The sequence below is a fragment of the Legionella donaldsonii genome, assembly GCF_900452385.1.
In the GTDB taxonomy this organism is placed as follows: domain Bacteria; phylum Pseudomonadota; class Gammaproteobacteria; order Legionellales; family Legionellaceae; genus Tatlockia; species Tatlockia donaldsonii.
Window position 1 is genome coordinate 1509039 of record NZ_UGOA01000001.1, and the last position, 21158, is coordinate 1530196.

The window sequence follows — 21158 nt, forward strand, 5'->3', positions numbered from 1 at the left end:
CACTAAAAGAGATTAAATGCAACATTTATTTAAGGAATAGAATAAGCATGGCACATATTAAGTTATCAAAACAAGGGGTTACACCCTTTGAAAAACTTTTAGGTCACTTACCTGAAATTTCTGTCCAATGGCAGCAACTTGAAATGGCTTTTTTCCAAAGTAATACGTTTGATGCTGACTTTCTTGAGCAAATCAGACGTGTCTTAGCGTTTAATCATGTTTGTCAGTATTGTATGGCCAAAGCAGGGCCAGCGGACGAAAATCCTGACTCGTTAAGATTGGCAGAAGCACTGCGTCTGGCTAATAAATTTGCTTTGGACCATTTATCAATTGATCAAGAGGAAATTGCGCGCTTAAAAGAATATTTCTCTGATCAGGAATTGGTTGAGTTACTTGCTTTCTGTAGTTTTATATCTGCAGCGCAAAAATTGGGTGCGAGCCTTGGTTTACAGGCAGCCAATCATTACAGCGGCGAATTGACTCAGTAGATTAGGCTTGGTAAAACTTATTTGGCTAAGAGGATGGGATATTTTTTACAGAAATCGTTCCAGCTGTACCATTCTAACTTTCCTGGCGAGCGATATTCTTTGGCAATTTCTTGCTGTAGAGGCAATTGTTCGTCAGCTGCGTTAAATAGTGTTTTTGCAGGTGTGACTAGCCAGGAGGCGCCAGCTGTGCGATATTTTTTTATTAATTCTGTGGCTGCATAGTAACTGTTGGTAAATAAGCCAGGCCAAATAAAATCAAAATTATTAATGCCTAAGTCATCCATGTAACAATCATTATTCATAATTTCATTATTATCTGCAGGACTGTCTATTTTAGGCCCGGTAAAATAAGCCAATTGGTAATCATTATTATCAAATTTGAACTGAGGAAATAATTTTTTAAATTGGGTTACACATTGATAGACCAATTGAGCATCGTCCGTTATTTTCTCTCCTAAAGCAACAAGCTCATGAGTACTGCTTAGGCCTTTAATATAACTAATAATAGTGACAGGCTGTTTTTCCTCATCGTAGGTAGTGGCCATTGTTAAACCATATGACAAATAAACACCGGTTAAGTCAGGGCTTTTCCCTTTCAAGAGTAGCATTGGAATAAAACGAACGGTATTGGGGACAAGGTTTTTTCTTAAGTGATGGGCTTGGGTTAACATAGTAGTGAGTAATTGATTATTTCGACCCGCACAAAGGAAATAATGTTTTGATTTAATTAAGAAAGTTCCTTTGGAAGTGTTTATCTCGGCCTGCATAATTGTATTTTGCTCTTCACTATAAATGAGTTTTTGTACACGAGCATCGACAATTTGTTTTCTGTATGGCTGTGCTAAAACAGTTATAATGGCGCAGCCATTAATTGTTCCTTCTTGTACAGAGAAAAGTTGTTGTTGGGGTTTTAATTCACAACCAAGACTTTGTAAACTCGCTGGAATTTTTTCTAGAGATTGATAGGGTAGTGATTTGGCCTGCCAAATGGATTTTAGATGTTGAGCATCGGATTCATTGGTTATCACATAAGCGTTATCTTTTTTTCCGCATTTATCATGATGTTGCTTGAAAAAATGATCCCACCAATGACTGCTTTCAACGGTGGAGATTAAACTGTTAAAATAGCCTCTATTATAATAGCCGTGAGTATGATTTGACTCCCCCTCACCTAAGGGCTGATCAGTTACAAGGGCAAGAGATTGTACACCGGCTTCTTGAAGAAGGTTTAAAAGCATTAGACCCTGAATACCACCACCAATGATAAGACAATCACAATTTATTGTTTTCATAGTGAGATCTTAAATTATTTTTCTTTAGTATAGATAATTCTGACATGAAAAGGAGGTTGGCACAGACGACAACATTGTTCTAAACGCCTTTGGCATATTCATGCGCCAGGACAACTTGTAAGCCTGCAGCTGTAAGTGAGAGGAAGTTATAGCCTGGATCAATGGTTGTACGTTCTAACCATTCATTGGCAATACAGATATCAGCAAGTTTGTGAACCTCTTCAAGCGTCACATCACGTTTAAATTTTTGGGCAAGTACACTAGCAATTGATTCGTCAATATTCATAAAAATAGCATCTCGGCTTTTTCCTTGAGCCTTCATTTCTTCATAAAACAGCAGCAAAATATCGACTTCATTCATGATAAGTCCTTTTAGTCATCCATGATTAAAATATAGACAAAATAGCGAAGATTAGCAGAACGTTTCTGTTGGATAGAGAGTTTTCTAAAAATATTCATTCAGATTTATAGTGGAGCGTTTACCAAGATGGCGAAGATTTTTTTCTAGCCAATCCGCAGCCTCTCTACGTCCTTCCTCGAATAATTGACAAAGAAACGTCCAATCAAAATATAATTTATTGGCTACTGGATAAGCTTGCATGACTTTGTCAGCTCGCAGGCTATGCAAATAAACCTGCTTCATATTTTTTTTATATTTTTCCTTAATACAATCTTTGTCCAGTAATTCATTAACAAAAACCAGATCCTTTATTTCTCGTATTAACGAAGAGTTAAAGCTAATTTCATTAACCCGATTTAAAATATCGGTTGCTGATTCGGGTACTTGCTCTCGAGCAATTGGATTTGTATGAAGAATTAAAATGTCATTATTAGGTGAATGAGAAAGAAGAGGGGATAGTGCTGGACTCCCTATATAACCGCCATCCCAGAAATAATCGTCATCGATTTGAACAGCTTGAAACATAAAGGGGACACAAGTCGAGGCCATAATAGCATCTATGGAAAGATGCTCATTATTAAAAAGTTTAACCTTGCCTGTTTTTACATTGGTTGCGGTGATAAATAGTTTTGGTGTATGAGCAATTTTGATTTGATCAATGTTTAATATCGTTTTTAAGATTTCCCTTAGGGGATTAAAATTAAAGGGGTTTAACTGATAAGGTGAGAACATTTTGCTCATCAAGTCAAATGCAGTAAAGGACAAAGAGTGTTCAAGGTCTATGGCAAATAATTCTTCTATTGGGGTAATTTTTATTGGATTATACAACTGCCCTGCATTGCTAATCATTTTCCAAAGTTTATATAAAGTTTCACGAGCTTCATCATTACCCCCTTCAATTAAGCCATAGACAAGCGCTGCTGCATTCAATGCACCTACACTACTGGCTGAAATTGAACCAAAATTTATACGGCCGTCTTCCAGGAATTTATCTAAAACCCCCCAGGCCAGAGCACCATAAGCTCCGCCTCCTTGTAGCGCAAGATTAATCGTTTTAGGATTAGTGGTCATGATAAGCGCGCTTCCTATATCTGGATTCACTCTGCCCTATCTGTATAAGTATAATTCTTTATGGAATGTAATTTGATCAAAATAGGAAATTTATTTTCCATCAACCTTAGGTTGCGGAGCCACTAAAAGTATCATTTCAATGGCATGGCGGGAGTCAGTGCGAGATCAGATGAGATAGACGTAGTTGAATTTGCCCATAAACAGACGAGTTTTGCTTCTTTCATTGGTTGGCGAACTGATCTATCAAGGTGTAGATAAATCTTAAGTTTTGTAGTAAGTACTTTTTAAAACATAATAAATGGGGCCTAGAACCAAACCGTAGATAAGATGTCCGACTAAAGAAAGTTTATTGTTGTCAAAACCGGAAAAACTCCACTGTGCCAATAATGGAATATCAGTTGACAAATAGGGCTGTAAAGTCATGGGGCCCAGTACCCACATACTAATACCGAATACAGATCCCCAAAGAGTTGCGCTCAGCCATGAATTTATTAAGCGGTCTAACAGGAGGACGAAAGCGATACCAGCGATTAAACTGATGCAAAGGTGCACAAAAAAACCACCAAGCCTGGTAGGCATGCCAATGATACTTCCAAGATCTTCGGTCATCCCGTTCATGAGTAGAAAGAAAGCAAAAAAAAGCCCTGCGACAAGACCCGCAAGTATGCCGTTACTAATACTTCTAGGATTACTCATGTCAAGATTCCTATTACCATTCTAGGAGCTATTTTCATTTCCACTATTAGGTAGGGTATAAACTCAAGCTAGCGAAATGTAAACAGCGCTAGTACTTATTATTCTTTCATTATTTAATTTTTTTAGTTTTTTTACCATGAAATTGCGGTTTATTCACAAAATTTATTGATGTTAGTTTACTTACAATGTTCTAAATCCTGGATTAATGATCGTATTCGATTACGCGGCAGGTTTAAAGAGAATGTCCTCTTTATTAGCAAATTCTTGTGCTGAACTTGAGATAGCGCTATCTTAAAGTTTGGCGATCTAAACGAAAAATATTATTTCGGGAATAGTGTTAATTTTCTTCTATCCAAATTCGATTACACCTAAAGGAGAAAGCGATGTGGTCAAAAGAGGAGTTAACTAAGGGAATGGAAGCCCGTCCTATTATTTTCACCGAGCTCGATACGGTACTGGTGGAAAATAAATTGGACGCCAACCAGGCGAGAGTGAAAGTTAGTAAAGCAGTATGGCTAATTCGAGAAAGTTCAATACCTGACTTGTTAGTGGTTTCCTATTTTGATCAAAAAAAGCGGCAATATACCCATATTGGGATTGGCAGAGTGAAAGGCAGGTGGGGGTTTGCTCCGGTCGGTGATGCAGATATACAGGTCTTCAAACGACAAATTGAAGCTTCCTTTAAAGAAAATAGAATGGAAGACGGTGCGATTAAACTTGTTCATTTTCTTGCAGAGTATGATTTTGACCTCACGAAAATAGTAAGACCAACATCCATTGAAGCGACCAGAAATTTACAATATATCAATTACATGCTTAATGAGGAGATGACACAAGCCTGCTGTGAAGTCTATTAAGTTTAATTTCGATTATCGCGGGTCGTGCGCAGAGAGGCACAAAATAATAATCTATTATTTTATACTTCCTACGGCCTACCTCCTGTGTTTTATACGCCAGAGGTTGGCCGTAAAAATTTGGGAATTCTCTTCGACTGTTAAGATTTAGTGTGAGCCATTTTACTGTGCCAGCCAACTGGATATTATTTCATGCTGTGCCAAATCCAGGAGAGCGGGAGCATGTCCGGCATCCTCTACTTCCAAAACCTCAATATCAGGGTGAATTCGGCGCATCTTTTTTATGTGTTCGGGAAGCAGAAGATCTGAATGGCGACCATGGATCACCATTACTGGACATTTAATTTCTCGCCAGATAGACCAAAGATCAATATCAAATAAAATGCCTTCTAATGCTTTGTGAGGATTGGATAGGAATTCTTTTAAGAAATGACCATGCCATTTAACATCTTTAATGCCGGGATCCAATTTAACAACATAAATGCCAGGTGAGCGCTCTTCAATACTATGCTCAGTAAATTCTTCCCATTGCTCTTCGCTCAATGCACCGAAGGTAGCATAGATAGTTTTGAAATATTCTTTAGCTTGTTCCTTACTCAAGAACTCAGGATCTTTACCCGCATATTTAGATAATCGCCAAAGAGCATGAACAGGTATCTGTGGGCCAACATCATTCATAATTAGACGGCGAATAGGTGAGTTAGGCAGGGCAGCGATCATCATGCCGATTAGACCGCCCATCGAGGTGCCAATCCAATCGATTTCTGTTGTTGCGGTACGAGCAATCAGCGCATTCATATCGAGAATGTATTGTTCATAAGTATAGTGATGGGAATCCTTGAGCCAACTACTATCGCCTCGGCCAACAATGTCTGGACAAAAGACGTGATGACCTTGCAGGCTTAAATACCTGGCAAGTGCGTCAAAATCACGGCCATTGCGAGTTAAGCCATGGACACAAATAATAGAAGCGCGTGATGAAGAGGGGATACCCCATTCAGTATAAGCAATTCGATGAAAGCCTTCTTTCGACATGGAAAGAAAATTATTTTGCTTCATTTCACTCCTTCCTTCCTGTGGTATTTATTAAGTTCAAAATGAGCTTATTTTAGTTTTTAACTATAGTACATGGCTTCTAGTGCGTTTTACCTCATTTAAAAAATAGCAGAAATAAGCGGGAATCTCTTACAACAGCCTCTTATCAAACCGCTAACATTCAAATAGTTATGCTTGAGTATATTAATTGATCATTGAGTGTATTTATTTGCCAATTTGCCTCTCTGTGAATCTATAATTAAAGAAAGCGCAGAGAAACGGTTGTAATGATGAAAGATGTTTATGCAGAGCAAACATACCATTTAGAGAAAGGTCCAAGAAACAAAAGTGAAGCTACTTACGATCTTGAAAAAATAGCATTAGCATTTTTAAACGAATCAGATCATATGATTACAGTCTTTTATAATGGACGGCAAGAACTGGAAGTTCAAATTGATGATCATACTTATAATCTTACAAAAATCCTAGAGCATGCTGATTTCGAACACTTGGAATTTGCCGATAATGCTCTTGATGGTTATGTTACCTTTCTTAGAAAAAAGACGAATAGGTATAGACCTCATTTGGATGAGGATCGTGAAGATGATTTGGATCAGCTGATGCAGTCGGCCGAGCCTACAAAGACAGTCGAGTTTATAGAGAACCCTACAGAGAAAATGACTGAAGAGGCTACAGAGGATCTTATCGAAGAACTCATAGATGATATGACGGAGGATCTGACTGAACTGACATACGTGGAGCTTGCGGACCTGGAGCTTGATGAGGTGGGGGTTGCAGAGAAAGAAAGCGGGCAAAAAAAAGATGGTTTTCCTACTCGGAAAGATTTCCAAACTCGCGATCCCGAAGGTATTTATGACGATTTATCTTATGCTGAAAAATTGGCCGTTAATATTTATACAACCCCTGCCTATCACCTTATCAATGCATTCTTGAGAACTCGTGGAAAAAGTGAAAATCTAAGAAAATTACCGCTACGGGAATTGGCTCAACAAGTGCAAGAAACTATTTTAGTCTGTTGTATTGCAGCTCAAGGGCTTAATAAAATTGATCTACAATCTCCCGAAGGCGGTGATGAATCAGTAAAGTTGGAGAAGTTAAATCGCTTTGAAAAAAAGAGTGATATGGAGGCTGTATTCCAAGAACGAGTTAACGCTGTTAAAAAGAAAAGAAAAGAAAAAAAACAAGAAGCCTTTATCAGCTCTTCATTGAAAGATGATATTAATTTCAGCCGATATGATACTTACGTTACTATTTATCAGCCCTTTGGAAAAAATCCCCTGGGGAAAAGAGTCGAGTTACTGGCTGATCTAAAAAAAGAAAGAGAGGTTCTTTTCACCCCTGGAACACAATTAAAATTTTATGAATACCGTAACAAGGAAAAACATCACTATTTCGCTGCTATTCCAGTTCGCTCTCTTGATACAGCCGCTGAGTCACTTCGGTATTCGGCAAAAAATATTGCTATACGTGATGAGCTTATAAAATTGCATGAAGAGCTTGCTCAAGCCCTCGATACTTATCAACGGGAAAGAAAACCGGCGAAAACAGGCTTTTTTTCAAAAATACATTTTATTTCCAGTAAGAAAATTTTGCAAAAAATTGATGGGCTAATTGATTTTTTAGCAGTGAGTAACCCACTCGATCAAGCAAGTTATTTGAAAAAATTACAGGAAGTAAAAAAATTAATAAGTGAAGAGCTGATAAAAGTCAGCAAAATTAATCCTTCTGAATCGAATAAACACATACAGACTGTTGTGCTCGCCATGAGGGATGTCAATCAACAGGTAGAAGAGCAAATTCAATGGGCAAATAAACGCTTCAGTGAACGCGTGGAGCCAGCGAGGCTTTTAGCTGATATGAAAAAACTCGATAAGAAAGTTCGTGCTCGAATTGAAGAGACAACGGATGCTGTGGCGAATATACAAAAAATAAAAACTATCTGTGCCGATAGATACAGCGATAAAGTCTATTATGGTAATGCGGCATTAAATAGAAAAATTCTCCTGGATAAGGAGATAGCCGATTTATTAACACCAGAAACCATGGCTTTGATATTTGATGAGCATCAACAATTAAAAAAACAAGGTAAATTAAGCCCTGAGGATAGTATAGCAATCAGAAGAGATGAAAAAGAGAACGATACCTATATTAGTTTAGCGGATGCGCTATTGTTTGGATTTAAAGATGGACTTCATGTTATTGAGCATCTTCCTAATAACGAGAAAAGATATGGCCCCAAAGAATACGATGAACAAAAAAAATCGTTTAGAGAAAATACCAGGAGAATTATCGAAAACCTTCTTAACGCGAGTAGGTTGTTTGGTTTAAATCCCAATGCAACGAAATATCAGCATCAGGAAAATGACAGTTCTTTTCTACCACTTGGCAGACGATTTGCTCAGATTGAAATGGTAATCGGGCTCATAAAACGCGATAGCAAGGGTGATGATCTGGTTTTTGTTCCAGGCTTTGAAGCGGCGCATATCAGATCCCAATGTGTTCGGGGATTCCGTAATATTTGTCAGATAAAAGAAGACGCGCCAAATAGTTATGTGGTTGTTGAAAAAGGCATAACGAGCTTAAATGATTTGGTGAGTAAATTTATTTCTGATCCGGGATTACTTTTCGATAGTTCTATATCCCATCTTCTTTATGATAGGGTTCACTTTGAGGCTTGTTTGGAGCAGGACACGATACTTCGTATAGGGAAAAACGAGTACAGATTGGCTGATTTTTTTCGTGAAGTTATTAAACTTTGTGCGAGTTCACCAGATTATTATGCTGCTCAAGAACAGTTTGATTTGCGTATGCACTTGGTTGAAGCTCATCTACAAGACAAATTTCCTAAACAATGGAAACAAGGAGCCGGCTTAATCAATCAACCACCGAAGGATGATGTACCGAATCTGCTCACAATGTAGATTAAAATCAAGTCATTACTCCGAATAAGTAATGATTTTGTAGGTCGTGCTTATAGTCATTGACGAGGGGGCGCTTTCGAGTTTATAACTAAGTTAAATAGTAGGGATGATTTAAACTTTATGAAAGCCGCGATTATTGAAAAATATGGTGATTTTAATCAATTAACCATCAAAGACCTACCTGATCCTGTTGTTCATAAGAATGAGGTTTTAGTCCGCGTTCAAGCCTGTAGTGTCAACCCTATTGATTGGAAAATTCGTTCTGGTGCCTTGCGTTATGTTTATCCAATTAAGTTACCGGCAATTTTAGGCTTTGATTTTTCTGGGGTCGTAGAAGGTGTCGGTGCGGGTGTTAAGACTTTTCAAATTGGGGATGAAGTTTATAGCTGTTCCATTAAGAAAGAAGGGCAGGCCTATGCTCAATTAATTGCTGTGAGCGAAGCAAGCCTGTCTTTGAAGCCAAAGAATATAGATTTTAAACAAGCGGCGAGTATTCCCTTAGCTGCAATGACTGCGTTACAGGCCTTGAGAGATAAAGGTGCTGTTAAAGCTAATTATCGGGTATTAATTTTAGGGGCTTCTGGTGGTGTTGGCATGTTTGCAGTGCAAATAGCCAAATTGCTGGGAGCTCAAGTTACTGCGGTTTGTAGCACTGCGAATGTGGCTTTTGTGCAATTATGGGGAGCTGATAAAGTCATTGATTATAAAGAGAGCCCTCCTTTTGTCAGCGATGAAAAATACGATGTGATTTTTGATTGCGTAGCAGCTTATAGTTATTCTCAGTCTAAGAAATGTTTAACCAAGCATGGTATTTATATTGCTACCTTGCCCAGTCCTTCATTGATTTTTAATAGTTTGATCAGCAAATTTACCCGGACAAAAGCAAAGATTATTTTACTGCGAAAAAATAAAAAAGACTTAGACAGTCTTACGCAATTTATCGAAGAGAATAAATTAAAAACCCATATAGACAGTGAGTTTAATTTGCAAGATGTTGGTTTGGCTCATCAACGCAGTGAAAGTCAACGGGCTGTGGGAAAGATAATCATTAATGTAAGTAATGATCCTGAGACGGTATCATAAAAATGAAATTGAATTTATGAATTTATTGTCGCTCAAGCAACCAAATACTTAATAAACCAGGCTTTAGCTAATTGGGCTACTTCAGCGAGTGTACCTGGCTCTTCGAATAGATGAGTAGCCCCGGGAATTAATTGCAATTTTTTTAGGCAGTTCATTTTGGACATAGCACGCTGATTCAGATCAATAACAATTTCATCATTACTACCTACAATGAGTAATGTAGGTGCTTTGATAAGACTTAATGCTTCTTTAGCCAAATCGGGTCTTCCACCACGTGAGACAACGGCTTTTATATTGCCTGGTGCGCTTGCGGCAGCAACAATAGCTGCGCCCCCTCCTGTACTGGCTCCAAAATAACCAATAGACAGGTGATAAACAGAAAGATTTTTTAAACACCAATTGGTTGCGTCAACCAAGCGCTCGGCCAAGAGAAGGATATCAAAGCGAAACTCCCTAGTTGCTACATCAATCGCATCTTCATCAGGAGTTAGCAAATTAAATAACAAGGTAGCAATCTTGCCCTTATGTAAAACATCTGCAACATATAAGTTACGCACACTATGCAGATTAGACCCGCTACCATGAGCAAATAACACAAGACCTTCGGCCTCCTTAGGTATATATAAAAGACCCTCAAGATAAATTTCCGCACTGGGAATAATTACAGGATGTTCCATATCTACCATGAAGTCACTCATGATGGACTCCTGTTGCAATAGAAGGGGTATGCTCCTCGTTTTTTTTGCTTGCTTTTAATAAATCAGATACTTCGCTATCTGTGGTTTGTGAAAAATCGTCATACCATAAGCCAACAGCATAAAAATTGAGTGGTTTCATGGAACAGATAATTTTATCAACTAGAGCGCTCATTTCGTTATAAGTACTCAGAGCTATTACCGGCACTGCCAAGATAATACTTGCAGGTTTATGTTGAAGGATTGCTTTAATTGCCGCTCGCATGGTTGCTCCTGTGGCAATACCATCATCAACAAGAATAACTGTTTTCCCTTCCAGCTTCGGAAGAGGTCTATTATCACGGTAGCTTATTTCACGACGTTTTAACTCGCCTTGTTCAGTTTGTAAAATAAGCTCAATAGCTGATGGAGATATATGGAGATCATCGATAATCTCCTCATTAAAAATGGTTGTTCCTCCTGTTGCAATGGCCCCCATAGCCAATTCTTCATGCCCGGGTACACCCAGTTTACGTACAATAAAAACATCAAGGGGAAGTGCTAAGGCTTTTGCAATTTCATAACCAACGGGAACTCCTCCACGGGGTAAGGCTAAGACAATCACATCCGGTTTATTGGCATAATCTTTCAGCTGGGTTGCTATAACTTTCCCCGCCTCGTATCGATCACTAAATTTATCCATAGTGAATTACTCCATTTTCCAAGCACTATTCTTATTAAGTGTCTAGGGGGCTGTATTGGATATTTTTGATGATTCTATGTAGTTTGTTATCAATTATTTCACCATTGATATCGCTGAAATTTTCTCGTGCTTGGTTGCGCATCCAAATAACTAATTTTTCAATATTATCTCCATGGTTTTTAACTGTTTTTCCATCCTCGAAATAGATTTTTGCCGTATATTTGTGCTTCATTTTTTGGCTTTTAATGTAAATCTTATGCTTTAATTTTAGCAGATGTAAAATTATCTGTTATTACTATTACAAAATAATCGATTTTAGAGATAAAGATGAAAATTTATATAGGATTTTTTATGAGAGTTAATCAATTTAAAAAAGAATATGTCACTCTTCTAGTATCGTTGGCTATGTTGTGCTCTCAAGTTGCTTTCGGCGCAATAAGCGAAGATAGAGTGTTTTTTAAAAAATTATTTACCAATTGGACTACTGCGTTTAATAACCGTGAATTGGCTAAATCTTGTAATTTATTTTCTGTTCACATTGTTGCAGATTATCGAGGGATAAGTAGGAAAAATTATACAAATATATGTAATGGTTTTAAAAAAATTTTTGCTGATGACATACGCAAATATCATTACAGTTTTAAATTGCATGAAATTTATCGGTCTGAATTTCTGGCAGCAGTACGAATTACCTGGTATTTAGAAATAGCCAATAAAAATGGTGGTGTAATTCACGTTCAGGATGAAGGTCTGGATATTTTAGAAAAAAACAGCAAAGGTGAATGGAAAATTATTAATTATCTAAGTTATCCAACTGGAAATTCAGAGGAATAAAGTTATTAAAAAAAGAACGGGATTGGCAATACGTAGTTTTTATCAGACTTTCTCCAAGCTTTCTTGTTGAAGAAATAAAAAATCGTTTAATCAGGTATATACTTAATTTTAGGTTGCTTCTAACACGCTTTTGGCTAGATGGGAGAGTGCAATGATTAATCCATTTGAATATCAGCCCAAAGGGGATAAAAAAAACACAGATTATTTTAACGAGTATCGCATGAAAATATATGAGCGGCGACAAGGTGTTGGCTTGAAGGATCTTTATGGGGATATTTGTGGAATCGTGGTGCAGGTACAAACAGGTGACGCTATTAGCTATCTAAATGAACTATATATCATGACACCATATCGTTATGCTGTCAGTTATATTAGTGCAACACACAAAATTTATTTTCTTGTTAACACCCCAAATAGTCCTATTTTTATTGTACTGGAGCCCTTAGATCCAAATTTCAAAGATGATATCACTCGTATTAATAAAATGTATCCCAATGGAAGAGAAAAGTTCAATGCTCGTTATGTCGGAGAAATATTCAAAACAAAAGACAAAGACGAGACTCGTAAGATTTTAAGATCTCAGGATTTCCATTTTCATGATGCTGATATGACTGAGAATAAATTTTATTGTAATGAACATTTTTATTTTACTCGTTTATCAGATTATTGCTTCAATAGTACAGGTTATACCGACAGTGATATTTTTGATTTTGATAGCCTGAATTTGGGGCAGCGATTTTATTTAACCAAGCAGGAAAAGAAACTTTTAGATAAAGCAGAACAATTCAGTATTGATAAAGGCATTAAACCTTTGCTTAAAGGGATTGATCATATGGCAACACGAATTTTAGCTGGCGAGCGGGAGGATTCAATTTTAGAGTTTCTTTGCTTGTCTAATTACTATTTCTGGGGTGCTTACAACATTAGTGATATGAATTCATCAACGAATGTGAATCGTGTCTCTCATGGCCAGGATATTAAATCGCCTGCCAAGGTGTTTACTGCCAACAATACCCCTTTTATGGTGAATTCTTTTGAAGGCCTCCCCATGCCTACTGAGAATTTTGTCAGAAACTATGGGCGCCGCATGCATCATATTGCTATCGAGGTAACAGATGGCGATCACAGTACTGGTAAAAAGAATATCGATTATGTCATTGAGACCTTGCGGGACGAGGCCAATATTGAGTTTTTAGCTAAGATTTTTGGAGCATGTAAAGAAGAGCCTGATTTAAAACAAATATTTTCTAAGCACTCCAAATATTCAATCTTGATTACTGAATATGTTGAGCGTTGTCATGGTTTTGATGGCTTTTTTACTAAAGAAAATGTGGCTGCTTTGACAGAAGCCGCAAGTTTGGATGAAACAGTGAAAACACATAATAGAAAACATGGATTAATCGGTGATTAATCAGGGTAAAGTTGTTGTATGAGAGGCGTTATGAACATTGCCTGGCTTACAGACATTCATTTAAATTTTTTAGATAGTAAGGCTCGTCATCTATTCTATAAAGCGCTAATTCATAGTCGTGCTGATCGAATTATTATTAGTGGTGATATTGCTGAAGCACCGACTGTTGGTATTTTTTTGCTAGAGATGTGTGAGGCGTATGCCAAACCCATTTATTTTGTCCTTGGAAATCACGATTATTATCACGGGCGTGTTGATAACGTTCGAGAACAAATCCAACAATTGACACATCAGGAACCATTGCTGGTTTGGTTGGCAACGGCTGGGCCAATTTTACTGGAAAAAAACATTTATCTGTTGGGACAAGATGGGTGGGCGGATGGACGATTTGGCGATTATTACAACAGCTCAATCATAATGAATGACAGCAGAATGATTGAGGATTTATTTCGGAAAAACTGCCTGGGTAAAACTGAACTTTTAGAAAAAATGCAAGAATTGGCTGATAATGACGCGCAGCAATTAAAGGAAAATCTTAGAGCGGCAATTACCGAGCATGCTGAGCGTATGATTGTTGTAACTCATGTGCCTCCTTTTCAAGAAAACACCTTGCTTGGTGAAAAAAGAAATACTATTGATTTCCTGCCTTTTTATACATCAAAAGCAACTGGTGAGGTATTAATCGCAATGGCCGAGGAATACCCTCAGCTTGATTTTTTGGTATTGTGTGGACATATCCATAGTGAAACTAACTATCAACCTCGCCACAATCTAATGGTTAAAACAGGCCAGGCAGAATATTATAATCCGGCGATTCAAACCATTTTGACATTGTAATCAAGTAGAAGGGGCTCCGCGCTTTAGAGTGCGCAGAGCTTATGAGGGAATTACTATTTATAGCTGAAAAAAGCCGTAGAGAATAGCGGAGATAGCTATTAGTCCAAGGATAGTAATAAAGGCATTCTGAAAGGGTTGTCGGTATTTTTTCATTGCTGGTACTTTAGCAATGGCATACATGGGCATTAGGAAAAGTATGATTGCAATGACTGGCCCACCAAGAGTCTCAATCATACCCAGGATACTTGGGTTAATCGTAGCAACGGCCCAGCATGTAACGATGATAAATATTTCAATCAATCGGTGTACCTTTTTGCTGCAAACACTGATGTGGCGCACACGCAGGGATTTGACAATTAAACCATGTAATCCTTCACTCGCACCAAGATAGTGCCCCAGGAATGATTTGGCTATCGCAATAAACGCTATCATTGGAGCAATATAGGCAATAACTGGCGTATGAAAATGGTTAGCCAAATAAGACAAAATAGAAATGTTTTGTTGTTTTGCCAAGGCTAAATCCTGTGGTGACAAACTGAAGACACAGCTAAATACAAAAAACATGACTGTAGTTACCATCATGATATGGCTATATTTCAGAATCCACGAACTTTTCTCATCTGCTTGTTCCCCATATCGTTGTTTTTGAGCAACAGCAAAAGAAGAAATGATAGGGGAGTGGTTAAAAGAAAATACCATTACTGGAATGATGAGCCATAGGGTCATCAGTGAACTATGCGATTCACCATTGGGCACACTGTGTTGCAGGATAGAGTCGTTCCAGTGGGGAATTAGATAAATAGAGAGTAAAAGCAAAATACTCACAAAAGGATAAACTAACAAACTCATTGATTTTACAATTATTTGTTGTCCAAAACGAACAATTGCCATCAAGCCTAAAATGAGAATAATTGCTAAAAGTGCGCGTGGCGGCGCGTTCATGCCCAATTGATTGACGATAAAACTTGAAGTGGTATTGGTAATAGCCACACTATACATGAGCAAAATTGGATAGATAGCAAAGAAATAAAGCAAGGTAAGCACCTGCCCCGCAGCACGACCAAAATGTTCATCAACCACTGTGGTGATATCAGTTTTTGCTGAGGAACCAGAAAGCACAAAACGGCATAGGGCTTGGTGAGAAAAATAAGTCATTGGAAATGCAAGTAACGCCATGATGAGCAGCGGCCAGATACCATTTAATCCGGCATCGATGGGAAGAAAAAGGGTTCCGGCACCAATTGCCGTACCATAAAGACTTAGCATCCATACTGTATCTTGTTTTTGCCATGCCGAAAATCGGCTTTCTGTTTCTGGTATGACCACAGAGATGTCATTTAGAGACATAAAAACATCCTCGTCTATTGCTATGAATTAAAGTAGTTCATGGCCCGGTTAAGTATCTTTCCAATATAATATGTGTTTTTTTTATACAAAAACCCTACCATGTTATCTAAAGGTATTAGATAAATCAAGACGTAGAATTTTTCGTCATCTTGAGAGTGAGAGAAAATCACTGCCAGGGCTATAGAGGAAGTCTGTTGTTAAGCACAAAAAAGGGAGAGTATACTCGCATTTATTTTAAAATTTTTGATCTAAGCTTTTAACAGACGCTTTATTTTTGTGATTATTGCCAGATATATAAAGGTTTTGCTGTTGTAGTTATATTAAAGATTTATTGAAAGTACTTTCAAGAGACTTCCATGTTGATAAGAGATGAAACAATTCAGCTTCTGCAGAAGCAAAAGTACATCCAGATCCCTTTTGCAATAAAACAGGATGTTTTGGAAGAGGCTGTTATTGCTTTTTTCAAATTTTTAGAAGAACCAGACTCAGTTAAAAATTATATTGATTTTACTATCGCGCCACTACATCGTAGAGGGGATGTAGGTTTTAAACATCGTGATCCTAATGATCATCTTTATAATGACTGCAAGGATTTTTTTCATTTCCACCCTGCCTTATTTGAACGTTATGGGGTTTTTTTACAAACCCATCCCGTAGTTCTGGATTTTGTAAGGAAGGCGAAACCCATTTGGGAACTAGTTTACAAAACAGTACATGATATCCTGCAGGTTTTTGAGAAGCAATTTCCTGGGATTGTGGATAAAGTTTTTGCTACGGATGATGTTCATGTCCTACTGCGTTTCCTCCGCTATAATTGGCAAGAATCGGGAAAGTATCTGGCCAAACCTCATTTTGATGCGGGCTCTTTTACGTTGGCAATTGCAGAAAGCTCTCCTGGTCTGAGAATTGGTAGCTGTCCTGATGATTTGAAACTGGTAGAGCATAAAGATGAGCATGCAGTGTTTATGTTGGCAAGTAATTTCAGGCAACTTATGGATACTAATGAGTTTTCAGCAGGATGGCATGATGTAGTTCAATTGGATGAAACACTGATCGGTAAGCCTTATGCGCGATGGGCTATTGTGGCCTTTATTGAGGCTCATGGTGTGGAGGCCTTGCCACGATCGGAAACGCATAAATGGTACATCAATGAGGAGGCACAATAAGGCATATTTTAGTTGTTATTGTGCATTTCTAAAAAGCCTTTAATCCAGCATTAATATGTCTTTCCCAAAGCGCTCCAATTCTTTTTCAGACTTTAATTCAATAAAATTTGCATGCGGGTATTTTGTTCTTAAGGTGTCTAAAAGTGAATGAACTCGTTTTTCATAACTCCACATGGATTTTAACAATGACCAACTTGCTTTTTTTTGCCGACCAAGGACAGGGTCATCGATAATCATTTGTTTATTAAACAAATTTTTTAAAACCTGCCAATAACAACGATGGCGAGGAAAATTAAAGTATAAACAAATAGCATTCTGCTCTTCTGTTAACAGTTCTTCTTGCAGAGCTAAAAACTCTTGATAATCTCTCTCAGTCCAACTAGCGAGTGAAAAAAATTTATCAAAATAATAAAGAGAAATACCCAATCGAGTTTTCAATGTTTTAGCAAAACTCGCTTTACCGCTGCCTGGTCGACCAAGGAGCATAATACGGTTAGGCAAATTGGTTTGGCGCTCTAATCCCATTAATTGGTATTCTTTCTTGAGCAGTCTAATGGTTGTGCGGACTTGAAAGCCAAGTTTTTTATAACAATGAATGGCTTTGTAATTGTCTGTTTCAGGGTCTACAATAATTTCAGTCGCTGAGGGGCAATATTGATTAATGAATTGAGTCAAGATTGGTGTTGACCACCCTTGCTCTAAAAAATTGGGGTCGCCAATAAACATATCAACACCAACACAGGGTGAGCTCGTGATGTATTTCCAAAAGGGGTGTTTACTATTAATGGTGTAGCGCTGTATGTAACCTATTTGTTGTCCATCAATCTGGATGATAAAACGCATAACAGTATCATTTTTCAAATAATGTTGTTTAACTTGTTTCTGCTTGCGATGCCCATCATCCCAAAATTCACGAATATGGGGTAGTTGGAGCCAACCGTGTACAATTGGAACATCACTTGCTCTAAAGGGTTTAAATAATATCATTCTACAAATCGTTAAGTGATCAAATGGTTGCGATTATAAACTGCCATTTATTCTAGCGATATTAATCTGTGCAATAAATTAAGTGGACGCTACAATTTATTGCAAGGTATTTTTAAAGCAAATACATTCTCAGGTTAGTAGTAAATCGCTTGGTACGGCTTAGAAGGACATGCTTGCCTGGTAAAGACTATCTTCTTGTTGCTGGGCTTTTGAATTAGCATCTTCTGAACTGATCGCTTCCACTAGCTGTCGTCCGCTATTGACTCCACCAGTAAGAACGCCAGCTGCAGTTTGTAGCAGGTTTCTGGATAAATAACCCGAATTGAAAATGGTTTCCATCGTTCTTGAGAGCAGGGTAATTATTGTAACCGCTGTATTGATAGTATTGATAATCAAAGCACCAACTTCAAACACGAGACCGCCAAGAACTCGCGGTATTGCTTTAGTGGGGTTATTAAAAATAGCTTCAAAAAATAACAACGTACCGACTATTATGCGTCCAACGCCCATAAAACACTTGAAAGCATTAACAAAGGGATAAAAAACTGCGGTAGCATGATAACCAACCGTGTAGTAAGGTTGAATTGCTGTTTCATATTCAAGTCCGAGTAACTCGGTTGCCTTTGTTAGCTCCTTTTTGGCATTAAAATAAAAAAAAGATGCGTTGTAGTTGGCCATTTTGCTCCCTGCTCAATGAGTTTTTGATAGATCCTTATAGCTAAGGATATACCATACTACATGCTAGAATATTAGATAATTATATTAAAAGCGATGTTACCTCATTTGTGGTGATTGTTTTATGGAAACTAATTTTAACTACGCCAGTAAGACGCCATATCACGCTCGAAAAGAAGCAGTCAATTGCCAGCCCGTGCCCGAAGGCTACTACCCGATCTTTACACAATTGTTGGCTCGTCATGGCGCACGGGTCTTATCCAGTAATAAATACAATGAGCTTACATTGCAGATTTGGCAGCAGGCGAGAAGAGAAAAGTGTCTGACTAAACTTGGACAGTTATTGGCTCTGGATATCGAAAAGATAGCCAAAACAGCTTTAAACATGGGTTATGGCAATTTAAGTCAATTGGGTAAACTGGAGCAGGAAGCGTTAGGTAAGCGGTTGGTAATACGACAAGAACGCCTATTTAGCTTGGCTCAAACTAAAAATCAGCGTATTGAGATAGCAACCTCAGGCAAGGCGCGCGCGGAAATGAGCGCTGATTATTTTATGCAGGGCATGCTAACTGTTTCACCATCTCTCCGCACTTTATTCAATCCGTTACATCAGGACAGCAAACGGTTATATTTTCATAAAACTGATGAAAACAGTGCTTATCAAAATTATATCCATAATGATCCAACGCTCTTGAAAACCCTGGATAAAATTAAAAATCAACGCAAAAGCCATGAGGTTGCCCAGGCCGTTTTAGAGCGCCTGTATACAAAAAGCTTTGTTGATCGATTGGCAAAAACGAGGTATTCATTTCAAAGTAGTGAAACAGGAAAAATACGTCGTCCCAATGTAATCGATGCTGCCATAGCTCTTTATAATCTTTATTGTATTGCACCTGCTATGCAAGAAGAAGGGAAATGGCATTTTGAGCGCTATGTTCATGATTCTGAAGCCCTTTGGTTTGCTTATCTTAAAGATGCCCAGGATTTTTATCGCAAGGGGCCTGGCTTTAAGAATCAAACAATGACTTATCAAATAGCCAAAATTCTTCAAGATGATTTTTTTACTCAGGTGGATGAGGTGATTTCGGGGAGTAGCAATAAAGTTGCTAAATTGCGTTTTGCTCATGCTGAAACGATTATTCCCTGGGTTGCTCTCATGCAAATTCCAGGCTGTTGCCAGGCAGTTGAACCAGAAGAAATTTATACCTATGCAAATAATCCTTGGCGTGGTGAATTCGTATCACCTTTCACGGCGAATATTCAGTGGGATGTCTATAAAAATGACAAAAATCACGTTATTATTCGTCAATTATATAATGAAGAACAGAGTGCTTTTAAAACGGAATGTTGTCCCATTGCACCTGGTAGTTTGTATTATGATTATCAGGCCTTGTTACAATGTTACAGAAAATAGTTAGCATTGATTTGGCAATCTTTTTTTTTATATGGAATGTGCGTTAGTTAGACTCATTACGAGACTGCAATAATTCCTGGATTTGTTTAGGAAGAATGGATTGTGCTTTTTTAGTCAGTAAGGCTTCATGTTTTTGCCATAAAGTACCTAAGTAAATAATGACCAAGCCAATTAAAGTAAGGGCTGCTGGGAAAAGAACACTGTCTTTAAAGACTTCTGAGGCCAGATGACCCAGGTAGAAACCGCAGCCTATGGCACCAAAGATAACAAAAACTTTTCTTACTAAAATAACGCCTATACCAATCATGATGAGATTGATGCATAAATAGATGAACTTAGAGAATTCGCTTTCAGAGCTTTGGCAGGTCATTCCTCCCCAAAAAGCCATAACCCCAAAAATGTATAGCCAGAATGCATAGTCAGCAGAATAGCGTGATTCCAAATCCACCCAAAATGCGATGAGAATAGTGAAAAGTCCGAAATACATTGAAACATTTGCGCTTAGGGTAAAACTGGCATTTTCTCCTGCAATCATGGCTGCGAGATCCATGGACATATACCAAAGTGTTACTGCTATCGGCATAACTATAAAAGGATAGCGGTATATCCAGGCTAAAATAATTCCTACCATGAGAGTGCCTAACTCCATAAAAATCCAATGCCATTTAATGTAGCTATGATAAGCGCGATAAACGGTATCATCGGGCCACCAACCCATACCTATTTGCAAGCCATAAATAGCTAATGGTGTTAGGCAGACCACAAATGTTGCGCAAATGCCAGCTGGAATACGGTAACCTTTAGTTTCGAAGAAAGAAGACAGATATAAACCAGCTATCGCATACAGTAAGGAGAGATAAAAAATTCCCCAACCGCCAAAGGTTTCCCAACCCAAGTTCATAAATAAAGTCATGGCTCCGATAGCAATTAAACCACCCAGATAATACAAAACATTCGTGAAATTAAAACTTGGATTCTGTTCAGGTTGATTTTTGATAAAATCTAATAAGGCATCAGCTTGTTTATTATTAATTATTTTTGCTTCGACAGCTTTGTTCAAAACAGCACGTGAAATTTTCATTGCTTTCCCCAACGCAGGTTTTTAACTGGACTCGGGTTTGTTTTGCCTTTCCTAAAGTATAGTTCAGTGAATGTATAATTGGCATAGTAAATTATGGCGGGAGTTCAATGGGGCTCTATTCTTGGGTATGAGATGTTATAATAGGCGGTTGATTAGACTTCTATTCAA

20 protein-coding genes are annotated in these 21158 nt (G+C 37.9%); 9 read left to right on the plus strand and 11 right to left on the minus strand.

The window, feature by feature from the left end; all coding sequences use genetic code 11:
- Positions 1-47: 47 nt before the first annotated feature.
- Positions 48-488 carry a carboxymuconolactone decarboxylase family protein gene (locus DYC89_RS06980; protein ID WP_115221132.1) on the plus strand — a complete coding sequence of 147 codons (441 nt, stop codon included), beginning with the start codon at positions 48-50 and terminating at the stop codon, positions 486-488.
- 17 nt (positions 489-505) lie between these two features.
- On the opposite strand, the gene DYC89_RS06985 is transcribed toward DYC89_RS06980, so the two are convergent.
- From DYC89_RS06985 to DYC89_RS07000, 4 genes are all read right to left on the minus strand, one after another.
- Entirely contained in the window at positions 506-1780 is a 1275-nt protein-coding gene (locus DYC89_RS06985) for an FAD-dependent oxidoreductase (RefSeq protein ID WP_115221133.1), read from the minus strand.
- A gap of 79 nt (positions 1781-1859) precedes the next feature.
- Positions 1860-2141 carry a hypothetical protein gene (locus tag DYC89_RS06990; RefSeq protein WP_115221134.1) on the minus strand — a complete coding sequence of 94 codons (282 nt, stop codon included), beginning with the start codon at positions 2139-2141 and terminating at the stop codon, positions 1860-1862.
- Positions 2142-2225: 84 nt separating this feature from the next.
- Positions 2226-3251 (minus strand): patatin-like phospholipase family protein, encoded by a 1026-nt coding sequence (locus tag DYC89_RS06995; protein ID WP_115221135.1) that lies wholly within the window; start codon positions 3249-3251, stop codon positions 2226-2228.
- Between the two features lie 261 nt (positions 3252-3512).
- Positions 3513-3947, minus strand: a complete 435-nt coding sequence (locus tag DYC89_RS07000; protein ID WP_181879343.1) for a hypothetical protein — start codon at positions 3945-3947, stop codon at positions 3513-3515.
- A gap of 383 nt (positions 3948-4330) precedes the next feature.
- Here DYC89_RS07000 and DYC89_RS07005 point away from each other — a divergent pair, with 383 nt between their 5' ends.
- A complete protein-coding gene (locus DYC89_RS07005; protein WP_115221136.1) occupies positions 4331-4804 on the plus strand; it encodes a hypothetical protein in 474 nt (157 codons plus the stop codon).
- A gap of 159 nt (positions 4805-4963) precedes the next feature.
- On the opposite strand, the gene DYC89_RS07010 is transcribed toward DYC89_RS07005, so the two are convergent.
- Positions 4964-5860: an alpha/beta fold hydrolase gene (locus DYC89_RS07010; protein ID WP_115221137.1), complete on the minus strand. Its 897-nt coding sequence runs from the start codon at positions 5858-5860 to the stop codon at positions 4964-4966.
- A 263-nt stretch (positions 5861-6123) separates the two neighbouring features.
- Between DYC89_RS07010 and DYC89_RS07015 the strand changes: the two genes are divergently transcribed.
- Together DYC89_RS07015 and DYC89_RS07020 are read left to right on the plus strand one after the other, a co-directional pair.
- The gene (locus DYC89_RS07015; RefSeq protein ID WP_147285488.1) at positions 6124-8778 is read left to right on the plus strand and encodes a hypothetical protein; all 2655 of its coding nucleotides are present in this window, start codon (positions 6124-6126) and stop codon (positions 8776-8778) included.
- 120 nt (positions 8779-8898) lie between these two features.
- On the plus strand, positions 8899-9861 hold the full coding sequence (locus DYC89_RS07020) for an NAD(P)-dependent alcohol dehydrogenase (protein WP_115221139.1): 963 nt from the start codon (positions 8899-8901) through the stop codon (positions 9859-9861).
- A 32-nt stretch (positions 9862-9893) separates the two neighbouring features.
- On the opposite strand, the gene DYC89_RS07025 is transcribed toward DYC89_RS07020, so the two are convergent.
- On the minus strand, positions 9894-10559 hold the full coding sequence (locus tag DYC89_RS07025) for a dienelactone hydrolase family protein (protein ID WP_115221140.1): 666 nt from the start codon (positions 10557-10559) through the stop codon (positions 9894-9896).
- Positions 10552-11238, minus strand: a complete 687-nt coding sequence (locus tag DYC89_RS07030) for a phosphoribosyltransferase (RefSeq protein ID WP_115221141.1) — start codon at positions 11236-11238, stop codon at positions 10552-10554. The genes DYC89_RS07025 and DYC89_RS07030 overlap by 8 nt, the downstream gene beginning before the upstream one ends.
- 351 nt (positions 11239-11589) lie before the next feature.
- Here DYC89_RS07030 and DYC89_RS07040 point away from each other — a divergent pair, with 351 nt between their 5' ends.
- From DYC89_RS07040 to DYC89_RS07050, 3 genes are all read left to right on the plus strand, one after another.
- Entirely contained in the window at positions 11590-12072 is a 483-nt protein-coding gene (locus tag DYC89_RS07040; protein WP_115221143.1) for a hypothetical protein, read from the plus strand.
- 151 nt (positions 12073-12223) lie between these two features.
- Entirely contained in the window at positions 12224-13483 is a 1260-nt protein-coding gene (locus DYC89_RS07045) for a hypothetical protein (protein ID WP_115221144.1), read from the plus strand.
- Positions 13484-13513: 30 nt separating this feature from the next.
- A complete protein-coding gene (locus DYC89_RS07050; RefSeq protein ID WP_115221145.1) occupies positions 13514-14320 on the plus strand; it encodes a metallophosphoesterase family protein in 807 nt (268 codons plus the stop codon).
- Positions 14321-14377: 57 nt separating this feature from the next.
- Here DYC89_RS07050 and DYC89_RS07055 read toward each other — a convergent pair whose 3' ends face one another.
- A complete protein-coding gene (locus DYC89_RS07055) occupies positions 14378-15667 on the minus strand; it encodes a serine/threonine transporter (protein ID WP_115221146.1) in 1290 nt (429 codons plus the stop codon).
- Positions 15668-16023: 356 nt separating this feature from the next.
- On the opposite strand from DYC89_RS07055, the gene DYC89_RS07060 reads away from it, so the two are divergent.
- Positions 16024-16833: a hypothetical protein gene (locus DYC89_RS07060; RefSeq protein ID WP_115221147.1), complete on the plus strand. Its 810-nt coding sequence runs from the start codon at positions 16024-16026 to the stop codon at positions 16831-16833.
- Between the two features lie 39 nt (positions 16834-16872).
- Here DYC89_RS07060 and DYC89_RS07065 read toward each other — a convergent pair whose 3' ends face one another.
- The gene (locus DYC89_RS07065) at positions 16873-17820 is read right to left on the minus strand and encodes a GNAT family N-acetyltransferase (protein WP_115221148.1); all 948 of its coding nucleotides are present in this window, start codon (positions 17818-17820) and stop codon (positions 16873-16875) included.
- Between the two features lie 159 nt (positions 17821-17979).
- A complete protein-coding gene (locus DYC89_RS07070) occupies positions 17980-18498 on the minus strand; it encodes a hypothetical protein (RefSeq protein WP_115221149.1) in 519 nt (172 codons plus the stop codon).
- A gap of 121 nt (positions 18499-18619) precedes the next feature.
- On the opposite strand from DYC89_RS07070, the gene DYC89_RS07075 reads away from it, so the two are divergent.
- Positions 18620-19909 carry a histidine-type phosphatase gene (locus DYC89_RS07075; RefSeq protein WP_115221150.1) on the plus strand — a complete coding sequence of 430 codons (1290 nt, stop codon included), beginning with the start codon at positions 18620-18622 and terminating at the stop codon, positions 19907-19909.
- A 43-nt stretch (positions 19910-19952) separates the two neighbouring features.
- Here the strand turns inward: DYC89_RS07075 and DYC89_RS07080 are convergent, their stop codons facing one another.
- Positions 19953-20990 carry a DUF2157 domain-containing protein gene (locus DYC89_RS07080; protein ID WP_115221151.1) on the minus strand — a complete coding sequence of 346 codons (1038 nt, stop codon included), beginning with the start codon at positions 20988-20990 and terminating at the stop codon, positions 19953-19955.
- Positions 20991-21158: the final 168 nt, after the last annotated feature.

Bases quoted from the DNA above. Each gene is read 5' to 3' on its own strand.
- DYC89_RS06980 (WP_115221132.1), top strand. From the start codon at position 48: ATGGCACATATTAAGTTATCAAAACAAGGGGTTACACCCTTTGAAAAA.
- DYC89_RS06985 (WP_115221133.1), bottom strand. From the start codon at position 1,780: ATGAAAACAATAAATTGTGATTGTCTTATCATTGGTGGTGGTATTCAG.
- DYC89_RS06990 (WP_115221134.1), bottom strand. From the start codon at position 2,141: ATGAATGAAGTCGATATTTTGCTGCTGTTTTATGAAGAAATGAAGGCT.
- DYC89_RS06995 (WP_115221135.1), bottom strand. From the start codon at position 3,251: ATGACCACTAATCCTAAAACGATTAATCTTGCGCTACAAGGAGGCGGA.
- DYC89_RS07000 (WP_181879343.1), bottom strand. From the start codon at position 3,947: ATGAGTAATCCTAGAAGTATTAGTAACGGCATACTTGCGGGTCTTGTC.
- DYC89_RS07005 (WP_115221136.1), top strand. From the start codon at position 4,331: ATGTGGTCAAAAGAGGAGTTAACTAAGGGAATGGAAGCCCGTCCTATT.
- DYC89_RS07010 (WP_115221137.1), bottom strand. From the start codon at position 5,860: ATGAAGCAAAATAATTTTCTTTCCATGTCGAAAGAAGGCTTTCATCGA.
- DYC89_RS07015 (WP_147285488.1), top strand. From the start codon at position 6,124: ATGATGAAAGATGTTTATGCAGAGCAAACATACCATTTAGAGAAAGGT.
- DYC89_RS07020 (WP_115221139.1), top strand. From the start codon at position 8,899: ATGAAAGCCGCGATTATTGAAAAATATGGTGATTTTAATCAATTAACC.
- DYC89_RS07025 (WP_115221140.1), bottom strand. From the start codon at position 10,559: ATGAGTGACTTCATGGTAGATATGGAACATCCTGTAATTATTCCCAGT.
- DYC89_RS07030 (WP_115221141.1), bottom strand. From the start codon at position 11,238: ATGGATAAATTTAGTGATCGATACGAGGCGGGGAAAGTTATAGCAACC.
- DYC89_RS07040 (WP_115221143.1), top strand. From the start codon at position 11,590: ATGAGAGTTAATCAATTTAAAAAAGAATATGTCACTCTTCTAGTATCG.
- DYC89_RS07045 (WP_115221144.1), top strand. From the start codon at position 12,224: ATGATTAATCCATTTGAATATCAGCCCAAAGGGGATAAAAAAAACACA.
- DYC89_RS07050 (WP_115221145.1), top strand. From the start codon at position 13,514: ATGAACATTGCCTGGCTTACAGACATTCATTTAAATTTTTTAGATAGT.
- DYC89_RS07055 (WP_115221146.1), bottom strand. From the start codon at position 15,667: ATGTCTCTAAATGACATCTCTGTGGTCATACCAGAAACAGAAAGCCGA.
- DYC89_RS07060 (WP_115221147.1), top strand. From the start codon at position 16,024: ATGTTGATAAGAGATGAAACAATTCAGCTTCTGCAGAAGCAAAAGTAC.
- DYC89_RS07065 (WP_115221148.1), bottom strand. From the start codon at position 17,820: ATGATATTATTTAAACCCTTTAGAGCAAGTGATGTTCCAATTGTACAC.
- DYC89_RS07070 (WP_115221149.1), bottom strand. From the start codon at position 18,498: ATGGCCAACTACAACGCATCTTTTTTTTATTTTAATGCCAAAAAGGAG.
- DYC89_RS07075 (WP_115221150.1), top strand. From the start codon at position 18,620: ATGGAAACTAATTTTAACTACGCCAGTAAGACGCCATATCACGCTCGA.
- DYC89_RS07080 (WP_115221151.1), bottom strand. From the start codon at position 20,990: ATGAAAATTTCACGTGCTGTTTTGAACAAAGCTGTCGAAGCAAAAATA.